The following is a 15111-nucleotide window of genomic DNA, read 5'->3' on the forward strand; positions in this document are numbered from 1 at the left end:
CGGCGGCCGACTTGAAATACTTGACCGTCCTGATCTGCACCCGGTGGTAGCCGTTGTAGCCGTCTCTGCGAGCCGCCTCGTTGTTGAGCCAGTCCTTGCGGGGGTCCGGCTTGGGATCCCTGGTCTGGTCGATCAGGAGGAAGCGGTTGCCGTTCGGCTCGGTCCACCGGGCCCGGCCGCCGTCGTCGCGGCTGAAGGTCCAACCCTCCGGCACCGGAACCTGGAAGCCGCTGCCGTCGTCGCGCATCCGCCAGCCGGTGGGCAGGACGAAGCCCTGCTCCGCGGGCGGTGTGGCCGGCGGGTTGGCGGTCGGGTCGGCGGTCGGCGCGTTGGTGGTCGGATTCGCGGTCTGGCCGCCGGGCTTGGTGGGGTTTGTCGTGGTAGCGGTCCGCGGTGGGTCGCCGCCGCGATTGGCTCCCGGATCGTCGCGGAGGAGCAGCAGGACGACGGCCATCATGAGTACGACGGCCGCCAGCGCCGCGGCCAGCACGGCCAGGGAACGGGTGCGCTGGTCTGTCCGGCGTGGACGGTCGGGCGTCGACTGCCCGGGGGTCGCTGTGCCGGGCGGCGCGACGGAGGCGCGGCCGGCCGGGCTGGTCGGGCGGCTGGCCGGGCTCGTCGGCCTGGCTGCTGGGCTGGTCGGGCTGGCTGCCGGGCTGGTCGGCCTGGCCGCGGGGCTGGTGGGGCGGGTGGCCGGGCTGGTGGGGCCGCTGGCTGGGCTTGTGGGGTGGTTGGTCGGGGCCGCTGGGCTCAGCGGGCTCGCGGTCGGGCCGCCCGGGGAGCCGGGCACGACGACCGGGCGGGTGTCGCTGGTGGTCTGGTGTGGCTGGTGCAGGGCCGCAGGGCTCTGCGGTGCCGGGGTGGGCGCGGCCGGCGAGATCGGCCAGACGCCGGCGCCGGGCGGGTTATGGGGTGGGCGGGTGGTTGGTGCGTCCGTGCCGGGTGCGGGCGGGCTGGTCTGGGCCGGGGTCTGTGTCTGGGTCTGGGTTTCGGCGGCGGCGCTGGCCGGGGTAGGCGCCGCGGAGTTGGCCGAGGTCGGCGCGCTCGGGCTGGCCTGGGTCGGCCCGCTCGCGCTACCCGGGATCGGCGCACCCGCGCTGCCCGGGGCCGGCACGCCCGCGCTGCCGGGGGCCGGCACGCCCGCGCTGCCGGGGGCCGGCACGCCCGCGCTGCCCGGGGCCGGCGTGCCCGCGCTGCCCGGGGCCGGCGCGGCCGGGCGGGTTGGACTCGGGGCGGCCGGGCTGGTCGGGGCCGGGGCGGCCGGTGAGGCGGGTGCCGCGGGGAGGGCCGGGCTGCGGGAGGCGTCGCCGGCCCGTCGGGGTGCGGGGATCGCGGCGCCGCCGGGGTTGCCCATGCGGTCGCGGAGGGCGGTGGGCCGGCGTACCCCTTCCAGCAAGGGGCGACGGGCGACGGTCTTGCGGCCGGACGCGCGGCGCAGCAACCGATCGGCCTCTTCCGGGTCGATCCGGTCGGCCGGGTCTTTCCGCAACAGTCCATTGAGGACAGGCCGGAGCGGGCCGGCGTGCCGGGCCGGCGCCGGCGGCTCGGTGGCCAGGGCGGCCAGGGTGGCCAATGCCGAGGGCCGGGCGAAGGGCGACTGCCCCTCGACGGCGGCGTAAAGGGTGGCGCCCAGCGACCACATGTCGGTACGCGGGCCGGACGTGCCGTCGCGGGCGCGCTCGGGCGCGATGTAGGCCGGCGAGCCGAGCACCAGCCCGGTGCGGGTCACGGTCGGGTCGCCGGGCATGGTGGCCAGGCCCCAGTCGGTCAGCACGACCCGGCCGTCGTCGGCGAGCAGCACGTTGGCGGGCTTGATGTCACGGTGCACGACCCCGGCGCGGTGAGCGGCGCGGAGGGCGGCCAGCATGCCGAGCCCGATCTCGGCGACCCGCGCGGCCGGCAGCGGCCCGTCGCCGGCGATCACGTCTTGCAACGAGCGGCTGGGGACGTACTCCATGACGATCCACGGATCACCGTCGGTGCGCAGGACGTCGAAGATGCGTACAACGTTGATGTGATTCAGCCGGGCGATGGCGCGCGCCTCGCGCAACGACCGCTCCCGCATCTCCCGGCGCTCTTCGTCGGTCAGTCCCGGAGGCGGGACCAGCTCCTTGAGGGCGACCTCGCGGTGCAACACCTCGTCGAGGGCGCGCCAGACCCGGCCCATGCCGCCTTGCCCGAGCGGCTCGACGAGTCGATACCGGTCGGCGACGAGCTGCGGCGGAGTCATCGACATCACCCAAAACCGTACCTGTGTCGCCTGAAGGCCACACGGGCGGCAGTTGCTGATGTGACGAAGACCGACCGTACGCTGGTGGGATGTCGGACGAACCCCTGTTCAAGGTCACCCGCGGCACCCCCACGGCCGAGGAGCTGGCGGCCCTGGTCGGCGTCCTGACCGTACGCCTGAGCCCGGCACCGGTTGCCGCTCGTGGGGCGACTTCGTCGCATTGGACCCGATCCGCCCGTCCCGGCCCGTTGCCGGCCGGCCCCGGCGCGTGGCGGGCGTCAGGTCTGCCGCGCTAAGTCGCACATTCAGGGCTGCGCCGCCTAGCGCGGCGGGTCTAGCCTCACGGTCAGCAATGGGTTGGTGACCGCGAGGAGGGATCTGGGGTGGCTCGCTCCAACGAGGACCTTTCTCCAGCGTGGCTCGGTGACTACGCCACGATCGAGGCCGACATCGACCGCATGGCCGAGTTCGCCGCCAAGCTGGAGGCCGAGGTCCACAACAACTTCGCGCCCCACCTGGACCCGATCTTCGACGACATCATGACCGAACTCCCGCCGGCTTACGCCGATTTTCCGGAGTTGTTGGCTTTCCTGGAGAGTCATACGGCGTCGGCGCAGGACACGGCCTACACGGTCTACTACTACCAGGACGTAACCGGCGGCTTCGCGGTCGCCGCCGGCGAGGTGAGCCGCAACTATCGCGCGACCGACGCGTTCGCCGCTGCGAAGGTCGAAGACGTCCGGGTCGCCCTCGACAAGACGGCCGCCGGCTTCCCGGAGTCACCTGATGCGTGACACCGCGACCGGCGCCGCGGCTCGCAGCGCGACGGACTGGTCTGCCCACGACACCCCGTCGATGTGGCGAATGCTGGCACCGCAACAGACCGAGGCCCATTGGCGCCACGTGGCCGGGTTGCGCAAACTCACGGAGTTGACGGCCACCCACATGGCGCGCCTACAGGTCTACCGCGATCATCTCGCCTCAGCCTGGCCACCGGAGAAGAGCCCGGCCGCGCACGCCTTCATCGCGCGGTTGGACTATCTGATCAGCCATGTCCGCGCCACACACGAGGTGGCCGCCACCAACTACAGCGCCCTCACGACGGCGACCATGACCCTCGACTCAGCCCGCACGAGGGTCGCCTCGATCAACGCGGAGTATGCGGCCAAGTTCCAGGCCTTGAAGGACTACGACGCCTTGATCGAGTCGACAAAGGTCTCGCAGCTGCCAGGCACGACGATTGGCCCACCCCCGGTAGCGGCCGCGGACCTGGAAACGCTGAACGCCAAGGCCCGTACGGTCATGGCGGACCTCAGCCACACACTGGTCCTGGCCCAAACCCAGCTACGTCAGCCGACGCGGTATGGCTCACGTGCGGCCCGGGAAGAGCCGCAGACTCGCCTAAGATCTCGCCCAAACATCCCGGCGGTTAGGTTGCTCGAGCCACCGCCTCGAAGCCCGGTCTACACAGGTTTCGAGAGAACGAACGCATCGGAGATGCGCGTTCCCCGACAGGAGCTGGCACGCTCGATATTGCCGCAGCCACCCCCTGATAAAAGCTCGTGGGGCGTTGCTGCGGAAGCGACCAGCGTCCCCGTACCGACGACAACTCCTGCCGCCTTCGTTCGGCCAGATCTCAGAGCGCCGCCGACATCTGGAGGGTCGAATGGCCAATCAGTCAACCGCCCCCGCGGCGTGCTTCCGTCTGGCGGAATCATTGGCACAACGGCGCCATCCGCTGGCCCCCAGGCCGCTGGCGCAGGTCGGCCCAACCCACCCGGAGGGGTAATCGCCGGAAGCCAACCATCTACGGTGGCGCAACAGCGAGGCCAATCAAAGAACAACAACATAAGGCGAAGAGACCCAGACACCACTTGGGACGTTCGTCAAGGAGTGCCACCGATTGTAATTCCCCCAGTAATCCAATCGGAGGTTGACCCCGGGCCAGCAATTGGGTTAGCCCAGTGATGCCGACGAGCGGGGCTGTCCACATACTCGTGTGCCTCACATTCGCGGCGGGCGCACTTGCACACGCCGACGAGGTCCGCGAAAAGCAATGGCATCTTCGATCCCTCAACGTCGCCGCTTCGCATAAGATCAGCCAGGGCTCCGGAGTAACTGTCGCCGTGATCGACAGCGGCGTGGATCTCCATCCAGACCTACGCGACAACGTCCTACCCGGCGTGGGAGCTCCAGGATCAGGATCCGACGGCCGATCTGACAGAGATGGCCATGGCACCGCGATGGCTGGAATCATCGCCGCTCATGGTCGCGGTTCAAATGGAGTGATTGGCATCGCGCCGAAGGCAAAGATCCTTCCAGTCGTCGCCGACCTCAACGCAGATCTGAGTGGACAAGACACCATCGCGCAAGGGATACGTTGGGCGATTTCCCACGGCGCAAAAGTCATTAACGTCTCGGGAGTCGGGGACCCCACGGCTGCCCTTCGATCCGCGGTTGAAGCAGCGATGCATGCCGAAATCATTGTGGTCGCGGCAGCGGGAAATCGACCGGCCACCCAGGTGGGCTTCCCGGCGGCGTATCCCGGCGTGGTCGCAGTGGGCGCGACCGATCGTGCCGGGGATCTGGCTGCCACGTCGGTGACTGCCCAAGGGGTGGTTATCGCTGCTCCAGGCGTGGATATCATGACAACACGCCTGCACGGGAGGTATGGCCCAGGCACCGGTACCTCCGACGCGGCTGCGATCGTGTCTGGGGCGGTTGCGTTGATACGCAGTCGATTTCCAAATCTCTCTGCTGCTGAGGTTGTGCATCGCCTCACCGCGACCGCGACTGACAAGGGCGCGCCGGGACGGGACGATCAATATGGCTATGGGGTGCTGAACCTTGTTGCGGCGCTCACCGCGAATGTCCCGCCCCTGACCGAAACCACTCCTGCCGCCACGCCCGGAGAGAGTGCCCTCTCCACACGGCCGCCGGCCGAAGAGGACGGGGCACCAATCGTGGGGGTTGTGGTGTTGGTTGGGGTTGGGGTTGTTATGGCCGGCTTCGTGCTCTACGCGCGTGCCCGTCGGCAGCGGAGCCGGAGGCGACCGGTACCGTAGCTCCCCGTGCGTACGGCAGGATCTACAACCTTGGTTTTGGCATCGGCTAGCCCGGCCCGGCGGGCGTTGCTCAGCGCGGCCGGGATTGACGTGGAAGTGGTGGTCAGCGGGGTCGACGAGTCGGTGGTGCGGGAGCCTAGCGCTCAGGATCTCTGCCTCACCCTGGCTCGGATGAAGGCGACCGAGGTCGCTCGGCGGCTTGGAGCGGAAGGGTTGTCCGTCAGTCCGGGCGGGCGGTTGCTCGTGCTCGGCTGCGACTCCGTGCTGGAGTTCGACGGGCAGGTGCTCGGAAAGCCCGTCGACGCGGCCGACGCGACCCACCGGTGGCAGAACATGCGGGGGCGGTCGGGGGTGCTGCACACCGGGCACTACCTGATTGACCTGGCCGGGGTGACCGCTGGCGCGGTCGGGTCGACGACCGTGCATTTCGCGGACCTCACCGATGAGGAGATCGCCGCATACGTCAGGACCGGGGAGCCGCTCAACGTCGCCGGAGCGTTCACCATCGACGGGCTCGGTGGGCCCTTCGTGGAGCGGATCGAGGGCGACCACGGCACCGTCGTGGGGCTGTCGCTGCCGCTGCTACGCCACCTGCTCGACGACCTCGGAGTGGGGCTCACCGATCTCTGGAAGAGCTAGCGACCGCGCGAGCCACAGGGTCAGGACCGCCGCCGCGACGATGAACAGGGGCAGCACCAGGAAGGCCGCGTGCGGGCCGGAGCGGTCGGCCAGGGCGCCCAGCAGCACGGGGGCCACGCCGAAGCCGAAAGCTACCGGGTAGGAGGTCAGGCCCGAGGCTCGGTCGGCCTGGCCGGGGGCGGCCGCCAGCGCCAGGGAGATGACCAGCGGGTACTGGACCGCGATGCCCAGGCCGACCACGAACAGGCCCGACACCGCAAGCCACGGCGCGGTGCCCAGCCAGAAGATGGCGAAGCCGGCCAGGGAGATGGCCAGCGACAGCAACAACAGCCGGATCGTCGGGATGTGCAGCGCTACCCGGCCCGCGACCAGGCGGCCTACGAACATGCCGGCCAGGACGGCCGCGAAGCCGGCCGCCGCCGGGCCCGAGGCCATGCCGGCGTGGCTGCGCAGCACGTCGACCGCCCACAGGGAGAAGCAGACCTCGATCGACGAGGTCGACGCGAGCAGCACGAGAGTGATCCAGTACGAGCGCGACAGCCGCCCGGAGGGCGCTGAACCAGCGAGCGCGACCGGCCGGGCGGGCGTGCCCACCCGCCACAGCGTGGCCAGCGCCAGCACGCCCAGGATGAGCAGGACCACCAGGGACAGGGCCGGGCGCCAGCCCAGGCCCACACCGACGAAGAGGCCGACGACCAACGGCGAGACGATGCCGGTGAAGGCCGCCGCCGCGTTGGCCTCGCTCAAGGCGGCCGGAGCGGCCGGGCCCTGGTGGTCGGAGATGGCGGCGTTGACGCCGTTGACGATGAACGAGCCGAAGACCGAGACCAGGACGGCCGCGCCGACGGTCACCGGGAGCGGGCGGGCCACCCAGAGGATGCCGATCACGAGCGTCACGCCGGCCATGCCGACCCAGATGGTGGCGCCGCGGCCGATGCGGCGGGAGACCGGCGAGAAGATGAAGCCGGCGATCAGGACGCCGGCCGCCAGGCCGGTGCCGTGCAGGCTCGCCAGCGCCGCGCTGACCCCCTGCTCGTCGCGGAGCAGCGGCACGACCGGGCCGAAGCCGTAGAGGAAGAAACCCCAGACACCGAGCTGCGCGTAGAGCAGCACGGTGATGCGGTCGTGGACTAGGCGCGGCACGAACTCACGGTACGCGGAGAGAGCGTTCTCACAGACCCTCGGGAAGCGACCGCGATGGTGATACCCGCGACCCCGTGGCTCGCGGGTATCACCATCCCCTCCCCCCGGAGATCAGCGGACGCTGCGGGCGAACTCACGGGCCGCCCACCAGACCGCAAGCACGGTCAGCACCGCCACGATCAGCAGGCCCTGCCAGACCTTGTCGTTGCCGACGTCACCGGCGAACAGGGCGCGGGTGCCGTCGACCGCCCACGAGAACGGGTTCCACTTGGCGACGTCGCCGAGCCAGGCCGGCGCGAACTGAAGCGGCAGCAGGATGCCGGAGAGCAGCAGGACCGGCTGGGCGACCGTGTTCATCAGCGGGGCGAGCGCGTCTTCGCTCTTCACGGCCAGCGCCACGCCGTAGGACAGCGTCGAGGTCATCAGCGCGATCAGGGCCAGCATCAGGTAGGCCAGCAGCAGGTCGCCGATGAACACCCGCAGGTCGAAGAAGAGCGCCAGGATGGTGATGATGCCGGCCTGGACGATCAGCGAGACCACGTCGCGCAGTGAACGGCCGAGCAGCAGCGCGAAGCGGCTCACGGGAGTGACCCGGGATCGCTCGATCACGCCCGCGCGCAGCTCGGCGATCAGGCCGAAGCCCTGGAACAGGCCGCCGAAGATGGCCAGCAGGACGAGCAGGCCGGGCACGAACACCCGGTAGGCCTCGGCGTCGGTGGTCACGCCGAGCGGCGACAGCGCGGGCTTGAGCAGGGGTGCGAAGAGCAACAGGTACATCACCGGCTGGAAGATGCCGACGAAGACCCAGATCGGGTTGCGGAGCAGGAGCTGAATCTGCCGCTGGAAGATCAGCCAACAGTCTCGGAGGAACTTCATCGTCACTTCTCCCGCAGAGATCGGCCGGTCTTGGTCAGGAAGACGTCGTCGAGGCTCGGGCGGTGCAGCTCGATCGACTTCAGGGTGACGCCGTTGCGCTCCAGCTCGCGCAGCACCTGCGGCATCGCGGTGGCGCCGTCGTCGACGAACAGCCGCAGCCCGTCGCCGGTGTCGAGCTTCTCCAGCCGGGCCACGAAGGTCGCGCCGTCGAGCAGCGCCGCGGCCTCGACGGTGGCGCCGTTGAGCCCGACGGTGATCACGTCGTGGGAGATCTCGCGCTTGAGTGCGGCCGGGGTGCCTTCGGCGACGACCTCGCCGTTGTCGATGATCGCGATGCGGTCGCAGAGCGCGTCGGCCTCTTCGAGGTAGTGGGTGGTGATGAAGACCGTCATGCCCTCGGCGCGCAGCCGGCGGATCTCATCCCACATGTGTGCCCGGCTCTGCGGGTCGAGGCCGGTGGTCGGCTCGTCGAGGAAGACCACCCGCGGCTCGTGGATGATGCCGAGCGCGATGTCGACCCGGCGCCGCTGGCCGCCCGAGTAGGTCTTGCACTTGCGGTCGGCGTATTCGGAGAGCTGGAACGCGTCGAGAGCGCGGGCCGCCCGCTCCAGCGCGACGCCCTTGCCGACCCCGTAGAGCCGGGCCTGGAGCACCAGTTCCTCACGCGCGGTCGAGTCGTCCCACGTGCTGCCGCCCTGGGCCACATAGCCGATGCGGCGCCGCACCTCGCCCGGATCGCGCAGCAGGTCGGCGCCCGCGATCGTCGCCGCACCGCCGTCGGGGACGATCAGCGTGGCCAGCATGCGCAGCGTGGTGGTCTTGCCGGCGCCGTTGGGACCGAGGAAACCGAAGATCTCGCCCTCGTCGACGCGCAGGTCGACGCCGCGCACGGCCTCGACCGTCTTCTTCTCTCTGCCCTGGCGGGAGCGGAATGACTTCCGCAGCCCACTGGTCTCGATGATCATGAACCACCCCCGGGTCGACGTGTGTCACCCGGGACTCTAACGCGATATAACTCGACTGGTCAACGTTGAATATTGCTTGATCCGTCGAGATAGTCGCGGAACTCGGGAGACTCGCGGAGGCTATCCGGGAGGTACGACACTCCTGAATCGATCAGGTCGGCGATCCGCTCGCACCAGTCGATCTCCCCCTCCGTCCGGACAATGCTCAGCTCGAACATCCAGGCCACGTGCGTCGGCTTGAGCTCGCTGATCCAGCGCGACTCGAGGGACGCGCGCATGCCGTCGACCGTCGCCCGCAGCACCCTCGCCCGGTTGCGCAACGCGGCCGACGCCTCCTCGCGCGGCAGGGCACCCACAAAGGAGAAGGCGGCGAAGAACGGGTCGACCGGAAGGGCAACATTCCACCACTGGTTGCGCAACAGGGACTCGAACTCGGCCTCGCCCTTGGCCGTTATCTCATAGGACGTGCGCGCCGGCCGCCCACCGACGGAGTCGGTGCCGACCTCGCGCACCATCTCCTCCTCGGCGAGCTTGCGCAACCCGTGATAGATCGATCCGGGTTGCACGTTGCCCCACTTGTCGGCGCCCCAACTGAGCAGCTCACGGCGCACGTCGTAGCCGTGGACGGGCTGCATCAACCGCACCGCGCCGAGGATCATCATCCGGGTTGCCGACACGCACCAAGCGTTGCACATCCCACAGCTACTCCTAGGTAAGTTGATCATCCGCGCCGATACACTCCCGAATATGCGCAAGGTTCTGATCGCCAACCGGGGCGAGATCGCGGTACGGGTCATCCGTGCCTGCCGCGACGCCGGGCTGGGCAGCGTCGCCGTCTACGCCGACTCCGACCGCGACGCGCCGCACGCCGTGCTGGCCGACGAGGCCTACGCGCTCGACGGCGACACCGCGACCGAGACCTACCTGCGCATCGACAAGCTGATCGAGGTCGCCACGCGCTCCGGCGCTGACGCCGTACACCCTGGTTATGGGTTTCTGTCGGAGAATGCCGATTTCGCGACCGCGGTGACCGAGGCGGGTTTGACCTGGATCGGCCCGTCGCCGCAGGCGATCCGCGACCTCGGTGACAAGGTCACGGCCCGGCACATCGCCCAGCGGGCCGGCGCGCCCCTGGTGCCCGGCACGCCCGACCCGGCCAAGGGCCCCGACGAGGTGGTCGAGTTCGCGCAGAAGCACGGCCTACCCGTCGCGATCAAGGCGGCGTTCGGCGGTGGCGGCCGCGGCCTCAAGGTGGCCCGCACGATCGAGGAGATCCCGGCGCTGTTCGAGAGTGCCACCCGCGAGGCGGTCGCGGCGTTCGGCCGGGGCGAGTGCTTCGTGGAGCGCTACCTCGACCACCCGCGGCACGTCGAGGCCCAGGTGCTCGCCGACCGGCACGGCAACGTCGTGGTGGTCGGCACGCGCGACTGCTCGCTGCAGCGCCGCCACCAGAAGCTGGTCGAGGAGGCTCCGGCCCCGTTCCTCACCGACGACCAGCGCAAGCAGATCCACGAGAGCGCCAAGGCGATCTGCCGCGAGGCCGGCTACGAGGGTGCCGGCACGGTCGAATACCTGGTCGGCACCGACGGCACGATCTCTTTCCTCGAGGTCAACACCCGGCTCCAGGTCGAGCACCCGGTTTCCGAGGAGACCTCCGGCCTCGACCTCGTCCGCGAGCAGTTCCGGATCGCCGACGGCGAGCCGCTGCGGCACCTGGAAGACCCCAGCCCCCGCGGGCACTCGTTCGAGTTCCGGATCAACGGCGAAGATCCGGGCCGAAACTTCCTGCCCGCTCCCGGAACGGTCACCCGGCTGCGGCTCCCGAGCGGCCCGGGTGTGCGGGTCGACGCCGGCATCGCCGAGGGTGACGTGATCGGCGGCAACTTCGACTCGCTGCTCGCCAAGGTCATCGTCACCGGCGAGACCCGCACCGAGGCGCTCGAGCGTGCCCGCCGCGCTCTCGACGAGATGGTCGTCGACGGGATGGCCACCGCGTTGCCGTTCCACCGCCTGGTGGTGCGCGACCCCGCGTTCACCGACGAGCCGTTCCGGGTGCACACCCGCTGGATCGAGACCGAGTGGTCCAACGAGGTCAAACCCTTCGACGCGGCCGCCGCTGCCGCGGCCGCGCCGCCGGCGGAACGCGAGACCGTCGTGGTCGAGGTGGGCGGAAAGCGGCTCGAGGTGCGCCTTCCCGCCGGCTTTTCCGGGGGTACGGGCGCCAACTCGGGCAACGCTCCAACGACGCGCCCTGGCCGGCGGGCAGGAACCCACAGCGGCCCGGCCGCCGGCGGCGACACGCTCAGCTCGCCCATGCAGGGCACGATCGTCAAGGTGGCCGTCGCCGACGGTGACGAGGTGGCCGAGGGCGACCTGATCGTCGTGCTCGAGGCGATGAAGATGGAGCAGCCGATCAATGCCCACAAGGCCGGCACCGTCTCCGGGCTCGCGGCCACCGTCGGCGCCACGGTCACGGCGGGCGCCCCGATCTGCACGATCGCTTAGCGGCCCGGGAATGATGACCCGGTGAGGTTTCTCGACGGCAACGCGCCCAGCCACGATCTGACGTACAGTGACGTCTTCATGACGCCGGCCCGGTCGGACCTGGTGTCCCGCCTCGACGTGGACCTGTCCACAGACGACGGCAGCGGCACCACGATCCCGCTCGTGGTCTCCAACATGACCGCGGTCGCCGGCCGGCGGATGGCCGAGACCGTGTCGCGGCGCGGCGCGATTGCGGTGATACCGCAGGACATCCCGATCGAGGTCGTCGCCGACGTGATCGCGTGGGTCAAGCAGCGGCACCTGGTGCACGACACGGCGATCACGCTCGGCCCGACCGACACGGTCGGTGACGCCATCCACCTGCTGCCGAAGCGGGCGCACGGCGCCGTCGTGGTGGTCGACGACGCGCAGCGCCCGGTCGGCGTGGTCACCGAGGCCGACCTGGTCGGTGTCGACCGGTTCGCGCAGGTGCGACACGTGATGTCGACCGAACTGCTGACCGTCCCGGCCGAGGCCGACCCGCGGCGCGGCTTCGACGCCCTCAACACCGCCCGGCGGCGGATCGCGCCGGTGGTCGACGTCGAGGGCCGGCTGGTCGGCGTGTTGACCCGCGCGGCCGCGCTGCGGGCGACGCTCTACCGGCCGGCGCTCGACAGCAAGGGCCGGCTGCGGATCGCGGCCGCGATCGGCATCAATGGCGACGTGGTCGGCAAGGCCGCCGCGCTGCTCGACGCCGGCGTCGACACGCTGGTCGTCGACACCGCGCACGGTCACCAGGAGCGGATGCTGACCGTGCTGCGGTCGGTACGCGGGCTCGACCCGTCAGTGCCGATCGTCGCCGGCAACGTGGTGACCGCGGCCGGCGTGCGCGACCTGGTCGACGCCGGCGCCGACATCATCAAGGTCGGCGTCGGCCCCGGTGCGATGTGCACGACCCGGATGATGACCGGCGTCGGGCGGCCTCAGTTCTCGGCCGTGCTCGACTGCGCCACGGCGGCCCGCGCGCTCGGGCGACACGTCTGGGCCGACGGTGGCGTACGCCATCCTCGTGATGTCGCTCTGGCTCTTGCCGCGGGCGCGTCCAACGTGATGATCGGCTCCTGGTTCGCCGGCACCTACGAGTCGCCGGGCGACCTCTACACCGATCCCGACGGGCGGCGCTACAAGGAGAGCTTCGGGATGGCGTCGGCCCGCGCGGTCAGCGCCCGCACCGCCGACGACAGCCCGTTCGACCGGGCCCGCAAGGCGGTGTTCGAGGAGGGCATCTCGTCGGCGCGGATGTATCTGGACCGCGACCGGCCCGGCGTCGAAGACCTGATCGACGAGATCGTCGCGGGGGTACGCAGCGCGTTCACCTATGCCGGTGCGGCGTCGATCCCGGAGTTCCGCGAGCGGGCGGTGGTGGGCGTGCAGTCGACGGCCGGGTTCACCGAGGGCATGCCGTTGCCGACGAGCTGGTAGCTCTTGCTCATCTCGCGGCGAACAGTGGTCTGATCACCTGTCGGGCCGCCTCCTCGGGGTCGTCGCCGAGGTCGCCGGGCAGGGCGCCGCTGAGCCACAGCGTCGCGAAGCCGTGCACGATCGACCAGGCGGACAGGCCGGCGATGCGCGCGTCGGCACCGCGCCGGTCGGCGTCTCTGAGCGTCGCGACGGCGGCGCCCAACGCGGCCGAGGCCCGGCTCTCGGCGGCGGCCAGCTCCGGGTCGGTGCGGTTGAGCAGCTCGGGCTGGAACATCACGGCGAAGTGGGCGCGGTGGGCCACCGCGAACCGCACGTAGCCGACGCCCGCGTCGAGCACGCCGCCGCCGGTCGCCCTGGTGCGGTCGAGCTCGTCGGCCAGCAGCGTGAAGCCCTCGGCGGCGAGCGCGGTGAGCAGGCCGGCCTTGTCGCCGAAGTGATGGGCCGGTGCCGCGTGCGAGACACCGGCGCGGCGGGCCAGGTCGCGCAGGCTCAGCGCGGCCGGGCCGTGTTCGGTGATCGCTTCCGCGGCCGCCGCGAGCAGGGTCCGCCGTAGGTCGCCGTGATGGTAGGGCCGTGTCATGCCCGCCACTTTCTCATGAACCCATTCTAACTTGCCACTGACAAGTTCTGCTGCTAACTTGACAGTGACTAGTTAAAGGAGTTGGTCATGGCGCCTCTGGTTTTCCTGGTTATCGGTTTCGTTGTCGCCCGGGTCGCTGGCTTGGCCGGCGTCGACCCCCTCGACGGCTGGATCCCGGCGCTGCGGGTCGGCCTGGCCCTGATGTTCGTGGTCACCGGCCTGGCCCACTTCGCACCGCGGATGCGGGCCGGCATGATCGCGATGGTCCCGCCGTCGCTGCCGCGGCCCGAACTGCTGGTCACCGTCACCGGCGTGTTGGAGTTGGCCGGCGCGGTCGGCCTGTTGATCCCGGCTACGTTCCGGCTGGCGGCCGGGGCTCTCGCGGTGCTGATGGTCGCGATGTTCCCGGCCAACGTGTCCGCGGCGCGGCGGAGATTGTCGCTGGGCGGGCGGCCGGTCGAGCCGATCGGGCGGCGGACCGTCCTGCAGGTCTTCTGGGTCGGCCTGGCCGCGGCGGTCGCTGTCGCGGGGTGATTCTTCGCGCTTTGCTCTGCACCCTTGCAGGAGGCGGCCGCTCGTGGGGGGCGCTTCCTACAAGGGTGCAGAGCAAAGCCCGCGGAAGGACGGCACAGCCGCGCTCACGGCGCGACGGCCTCGGCCGCACCAGCATCGCGGTCCGACTGAGCCGCGCCACGGGAAGGACCCGACCGCCGTGGCCGGCTCCACCACAGCCGCTGCACGAGCAGGGTCAGCACTCCGGCCAGCACGATCGCCGCCAGGTTGATCGCCAGTTGGGCGGCCGAGCCGAGCGCCTCCCCGCGCACCCCGTACGTCAGCGCCACCGCGGCGTTCGCCGCCGCCGGAACCGTTGTCACCGAGATCAGGACGCCGACCAGCGTCGCTGACTTCGCGGAGGTCAGGGAGAGCATGCCGGCGACGCCGGCCAGGAAGCCGACCACCCACGACAGGGCGTCCGGGCGCCAGATGAAGTCGGTCAGTGGGCGGGGCGCGGTCAGCATCTCGCGGCTGACGAGGCCGGCCGCGTCGAGCAGCAGCGTGCTCACCACGGTCACCGCCATCGCCACCGGGAAACCGACCACCAGCGCGATCAGCGCGCGACGGACCAGGGTCCAGCGGCGTTGCACCGCGCCGACGCAGAGGGCCGCCAACGGGCCGAACTCGGGACCGACGACCATCGCGCCGACGATCAGGATCGGCTGGTCGAGCAGGACGCCGATGCCGGCGATGACCGTCGCGACGATCAGGAAGGCCACGAAGGCGCCGGACAGTTCGGTTTCCTCGCCGGTGCGGTGCTCGATCTCCTCCCACACGACCGCGTCGACACCCATTCCGGGTGTACGGCGCGCGGCTCGGTCGGCGAAGCGCGACAGCGAGACGTCGATGTTCTCCATGACGATCGCACCGCGCTCTTCCACGCCGAGACCACGCAGCACTCCCAGCACCGCGCTCGCGCCCTCGCGGACCACGTCGGCGAGGAGCACGTCGCCCGGGGGTTTGGCGGCCGCGCCGGGTAGGACGACCACATGGGTCACCGCGGTCGCCGCGCGTAGCGCGTTCTCCACGTCGGCCCGGAGGTCCGGTGGAACGATGATCCGAAGGTGCAGCATGCGCGTGCTCTCCTATCCC

13 protein-coding genes and 1 pseudogene are annotated in these 15111 nt (G+C 70.6%); 7 read left to right on the top strand and 7 right to left on the bottom strand.

The features are described 5' to 3' along the window. Positions 1-832 precede the first annotated feature (832 nt). Positions 833-2236, bottom strand: a pseudogene (locus AB0J74_RS04675) (protein kinase); the annotation flags it as partial. 83 nt (positions 2237-2319) lie between these two features. On the opposite strand from AB0J74_RS04675, the gene AB0J74_RS04680 reads away from it, so the two are divergent. The 4 genes from AB0J74_RS04680 (at position 2320) to AB0J74_RS04695 (ending at position 5934) form a co-directional block, all read left to right on the top strand. Further along, positions 2320-2526 carry an acyl-CoA carboxylase subunit epsilon gene (locus AB0J74_RS04680; protein ID WP_363444680.1) on the top strand — a complete coding sequence of 69 codons (207 nt, stop codon included), beginning with the start codon at positions 2320-2322 and terminating at the stop codon, positions 2524-2526. An 87-nt stretch (positions 2527-2613) separates the two neighbouring features. Further along, positions 2614-3024, top strand: a complete 411-nt coding sequence (locus AB0J74_RS04685; RefSeq protein WP_363444683.1) for a hypothetical protein — start codon at positions 2614-2616, stop codon at positions 3022-3024. Between the two features lie 1173 nt (positions 3025-4197). Next, a complete protein-coding gene (gene mycP, locus AB0J74_RS04690) occupies positions 4198-5295 on the top strand; it encodes a type VII secretion-associated serine protease mycosin (RefSeq protein WP_363445443.1) in 1098 nt (365 codons plus the stop codon). 6 nt (positions 5296-5301) lie between these two features. Beyond that, on the top strand, positions 5302-5934 hold the full coding sequence (locus AB0J74_RS04695; protein ID WP_363444686.1) for a nucleoside triphosphate pyrophosphatase: 633 nt from the start codon (positions 5302-5304) through the stop codon (positions 5932-5934). Here AB0J74_RS04695 and AB0J74_RS04700 read toward each other — a convergent pair. From AB0J74_RS04700 to AB0J74_RS04715, 4 genes are all read right to left on the bottom strand, one after another. Then, positions 5878-7077, bottom strand: coding sequence for an MFS transporter (locus AB0J74_RS04700; RefSeq protein ID WP_363444689.1), 1200 nt, complete (start codon positions 7075-7077; stop codon positions 5878-5880). The genes AB0J74_RS04695 and AB0J74_RS04700 overlap by 57 nt on opposite strands. A gap of 111 nt (positions 7078-7188) precedes the next feature. Continuing rightward, on the bottom strand, positions 7189-7953 hold the full coding sequence (locus tag AB0J74_RS04705; protein WP_363444692.1) for an ABC transporter permease: 765 nt from the start codon (positions 7951-7953) through the stop codon (positions 7189-7191). Between the two features lie 2 nt (positions 7954-7955). Continuing rightward, complete coding sequence (locus AB0J74_RS04710) at positions 7956-8915, bottom strand: ATP-binding cassette domain-containing protein (RefSeq protein WP_363445445.1); 960 nt, start codon at positions 8913-8915, stop codon at positions 7956-7958. 62 nt (positions 8916-8977) lie between these two features. Then, a complete protein-coding gene (locus AB0J74_RS04715) occupies positions 8978-9595 on the bottom strand; it encodes a PadR family transcriptional regulator (protein WP_363444695.1) in 618 nt (205 codons plus the stop codon). Between the two features lie 70 nt (positions 9596-9665). Between AB0J74_RS04715 and AB0J74_RS04720 the strand changes: the two genes are divergently transcribed. Both AB0J74_RS04720 and AB0J74_RS04725 read left to right on the top strand, forming a co-directional pair. Then, complete coding sequence (locus AB0J74_RS04720) at positions 9666-11423, top strand: biotin carboxylase N-terminal domain-containing protein (protein WP_363444698.1); 1758 nt, start codon at positions 9666-9668, stop codon at positions 11421-11423. A 21-nt stretch (positions 11424-11444) separates the two neighbouring features. Next, positions 11445-12884 (top strand): GuaB1 family IMP dehydrogenase-related protein, encoded by a 1440-nt coding sequence (locus AB0J74_RS04725; protein WP_363444700.1) that lies wholly within the window; start codon positions 11445-11447, stop codon positions 12882-12884. 7 nt (positions 12885-12891) lie between these two features. On the opposite strand, the gene AB0J74_RS04730 is transcribed toward AB0J74_RS04725, so the two are convergent. Further along, on the bottom strand, positions 12892-13464 hold the full coding sequence (locus AB0J74_RS04730; RefSeq protein ID WP_363444703.1) for a TetR/AcrR family transcriptional regulator: 573 nt from the start codon (positions 13462-13464) through the stop codon (positions 12892-12894). 87 nt (positions 13465-13551) lie between these two features. Between AB0J74_RS04730 and AB0J74_RS04735 the strand changes: the two genes are divergently transcribed. Beyond that, positions 13552-13998 (top strand): DoxX family membrane protein, encoded by a 447-nt coding sequence (locus AB0J74_RS04735; RefSeq protein ID WP_363444706.1) that lies wholly within the window; start codon positions 13552-13554, stop codon positions 13996-13998. A gap of 104 nt (positions 13999-14102) precedes the next feature. On the opposite strand, the gene AB0J74_RS04740 is transcribed toward AB0J74_RS04735, so the two are convergent. After that, positions 14103-15092 carry a DUF389 domain-containing protein gene (locus tag AB0J74_RS04740; protein ID WP_363444708.1) on the bottom strand — a complete coding sequence of 330 codons (990 nt, stop codon included), beginning with the start codon at positions 15090-15092 and terminating at the stop codon, positions 14103-14105. Positions 15093-15111 lie beyond the last annotated feature (19 nt).

It is taken from the genome of Asanoa sp. NPDC049573 (assembly GCF_040676615.1).
In the GTDB taxonomy this organism is placed as follows: domain Bacteria; phylum Actinomycetota; class Actinomycetes; order Mycobacteriales; family Micromonosporaceae; genus Asanoa.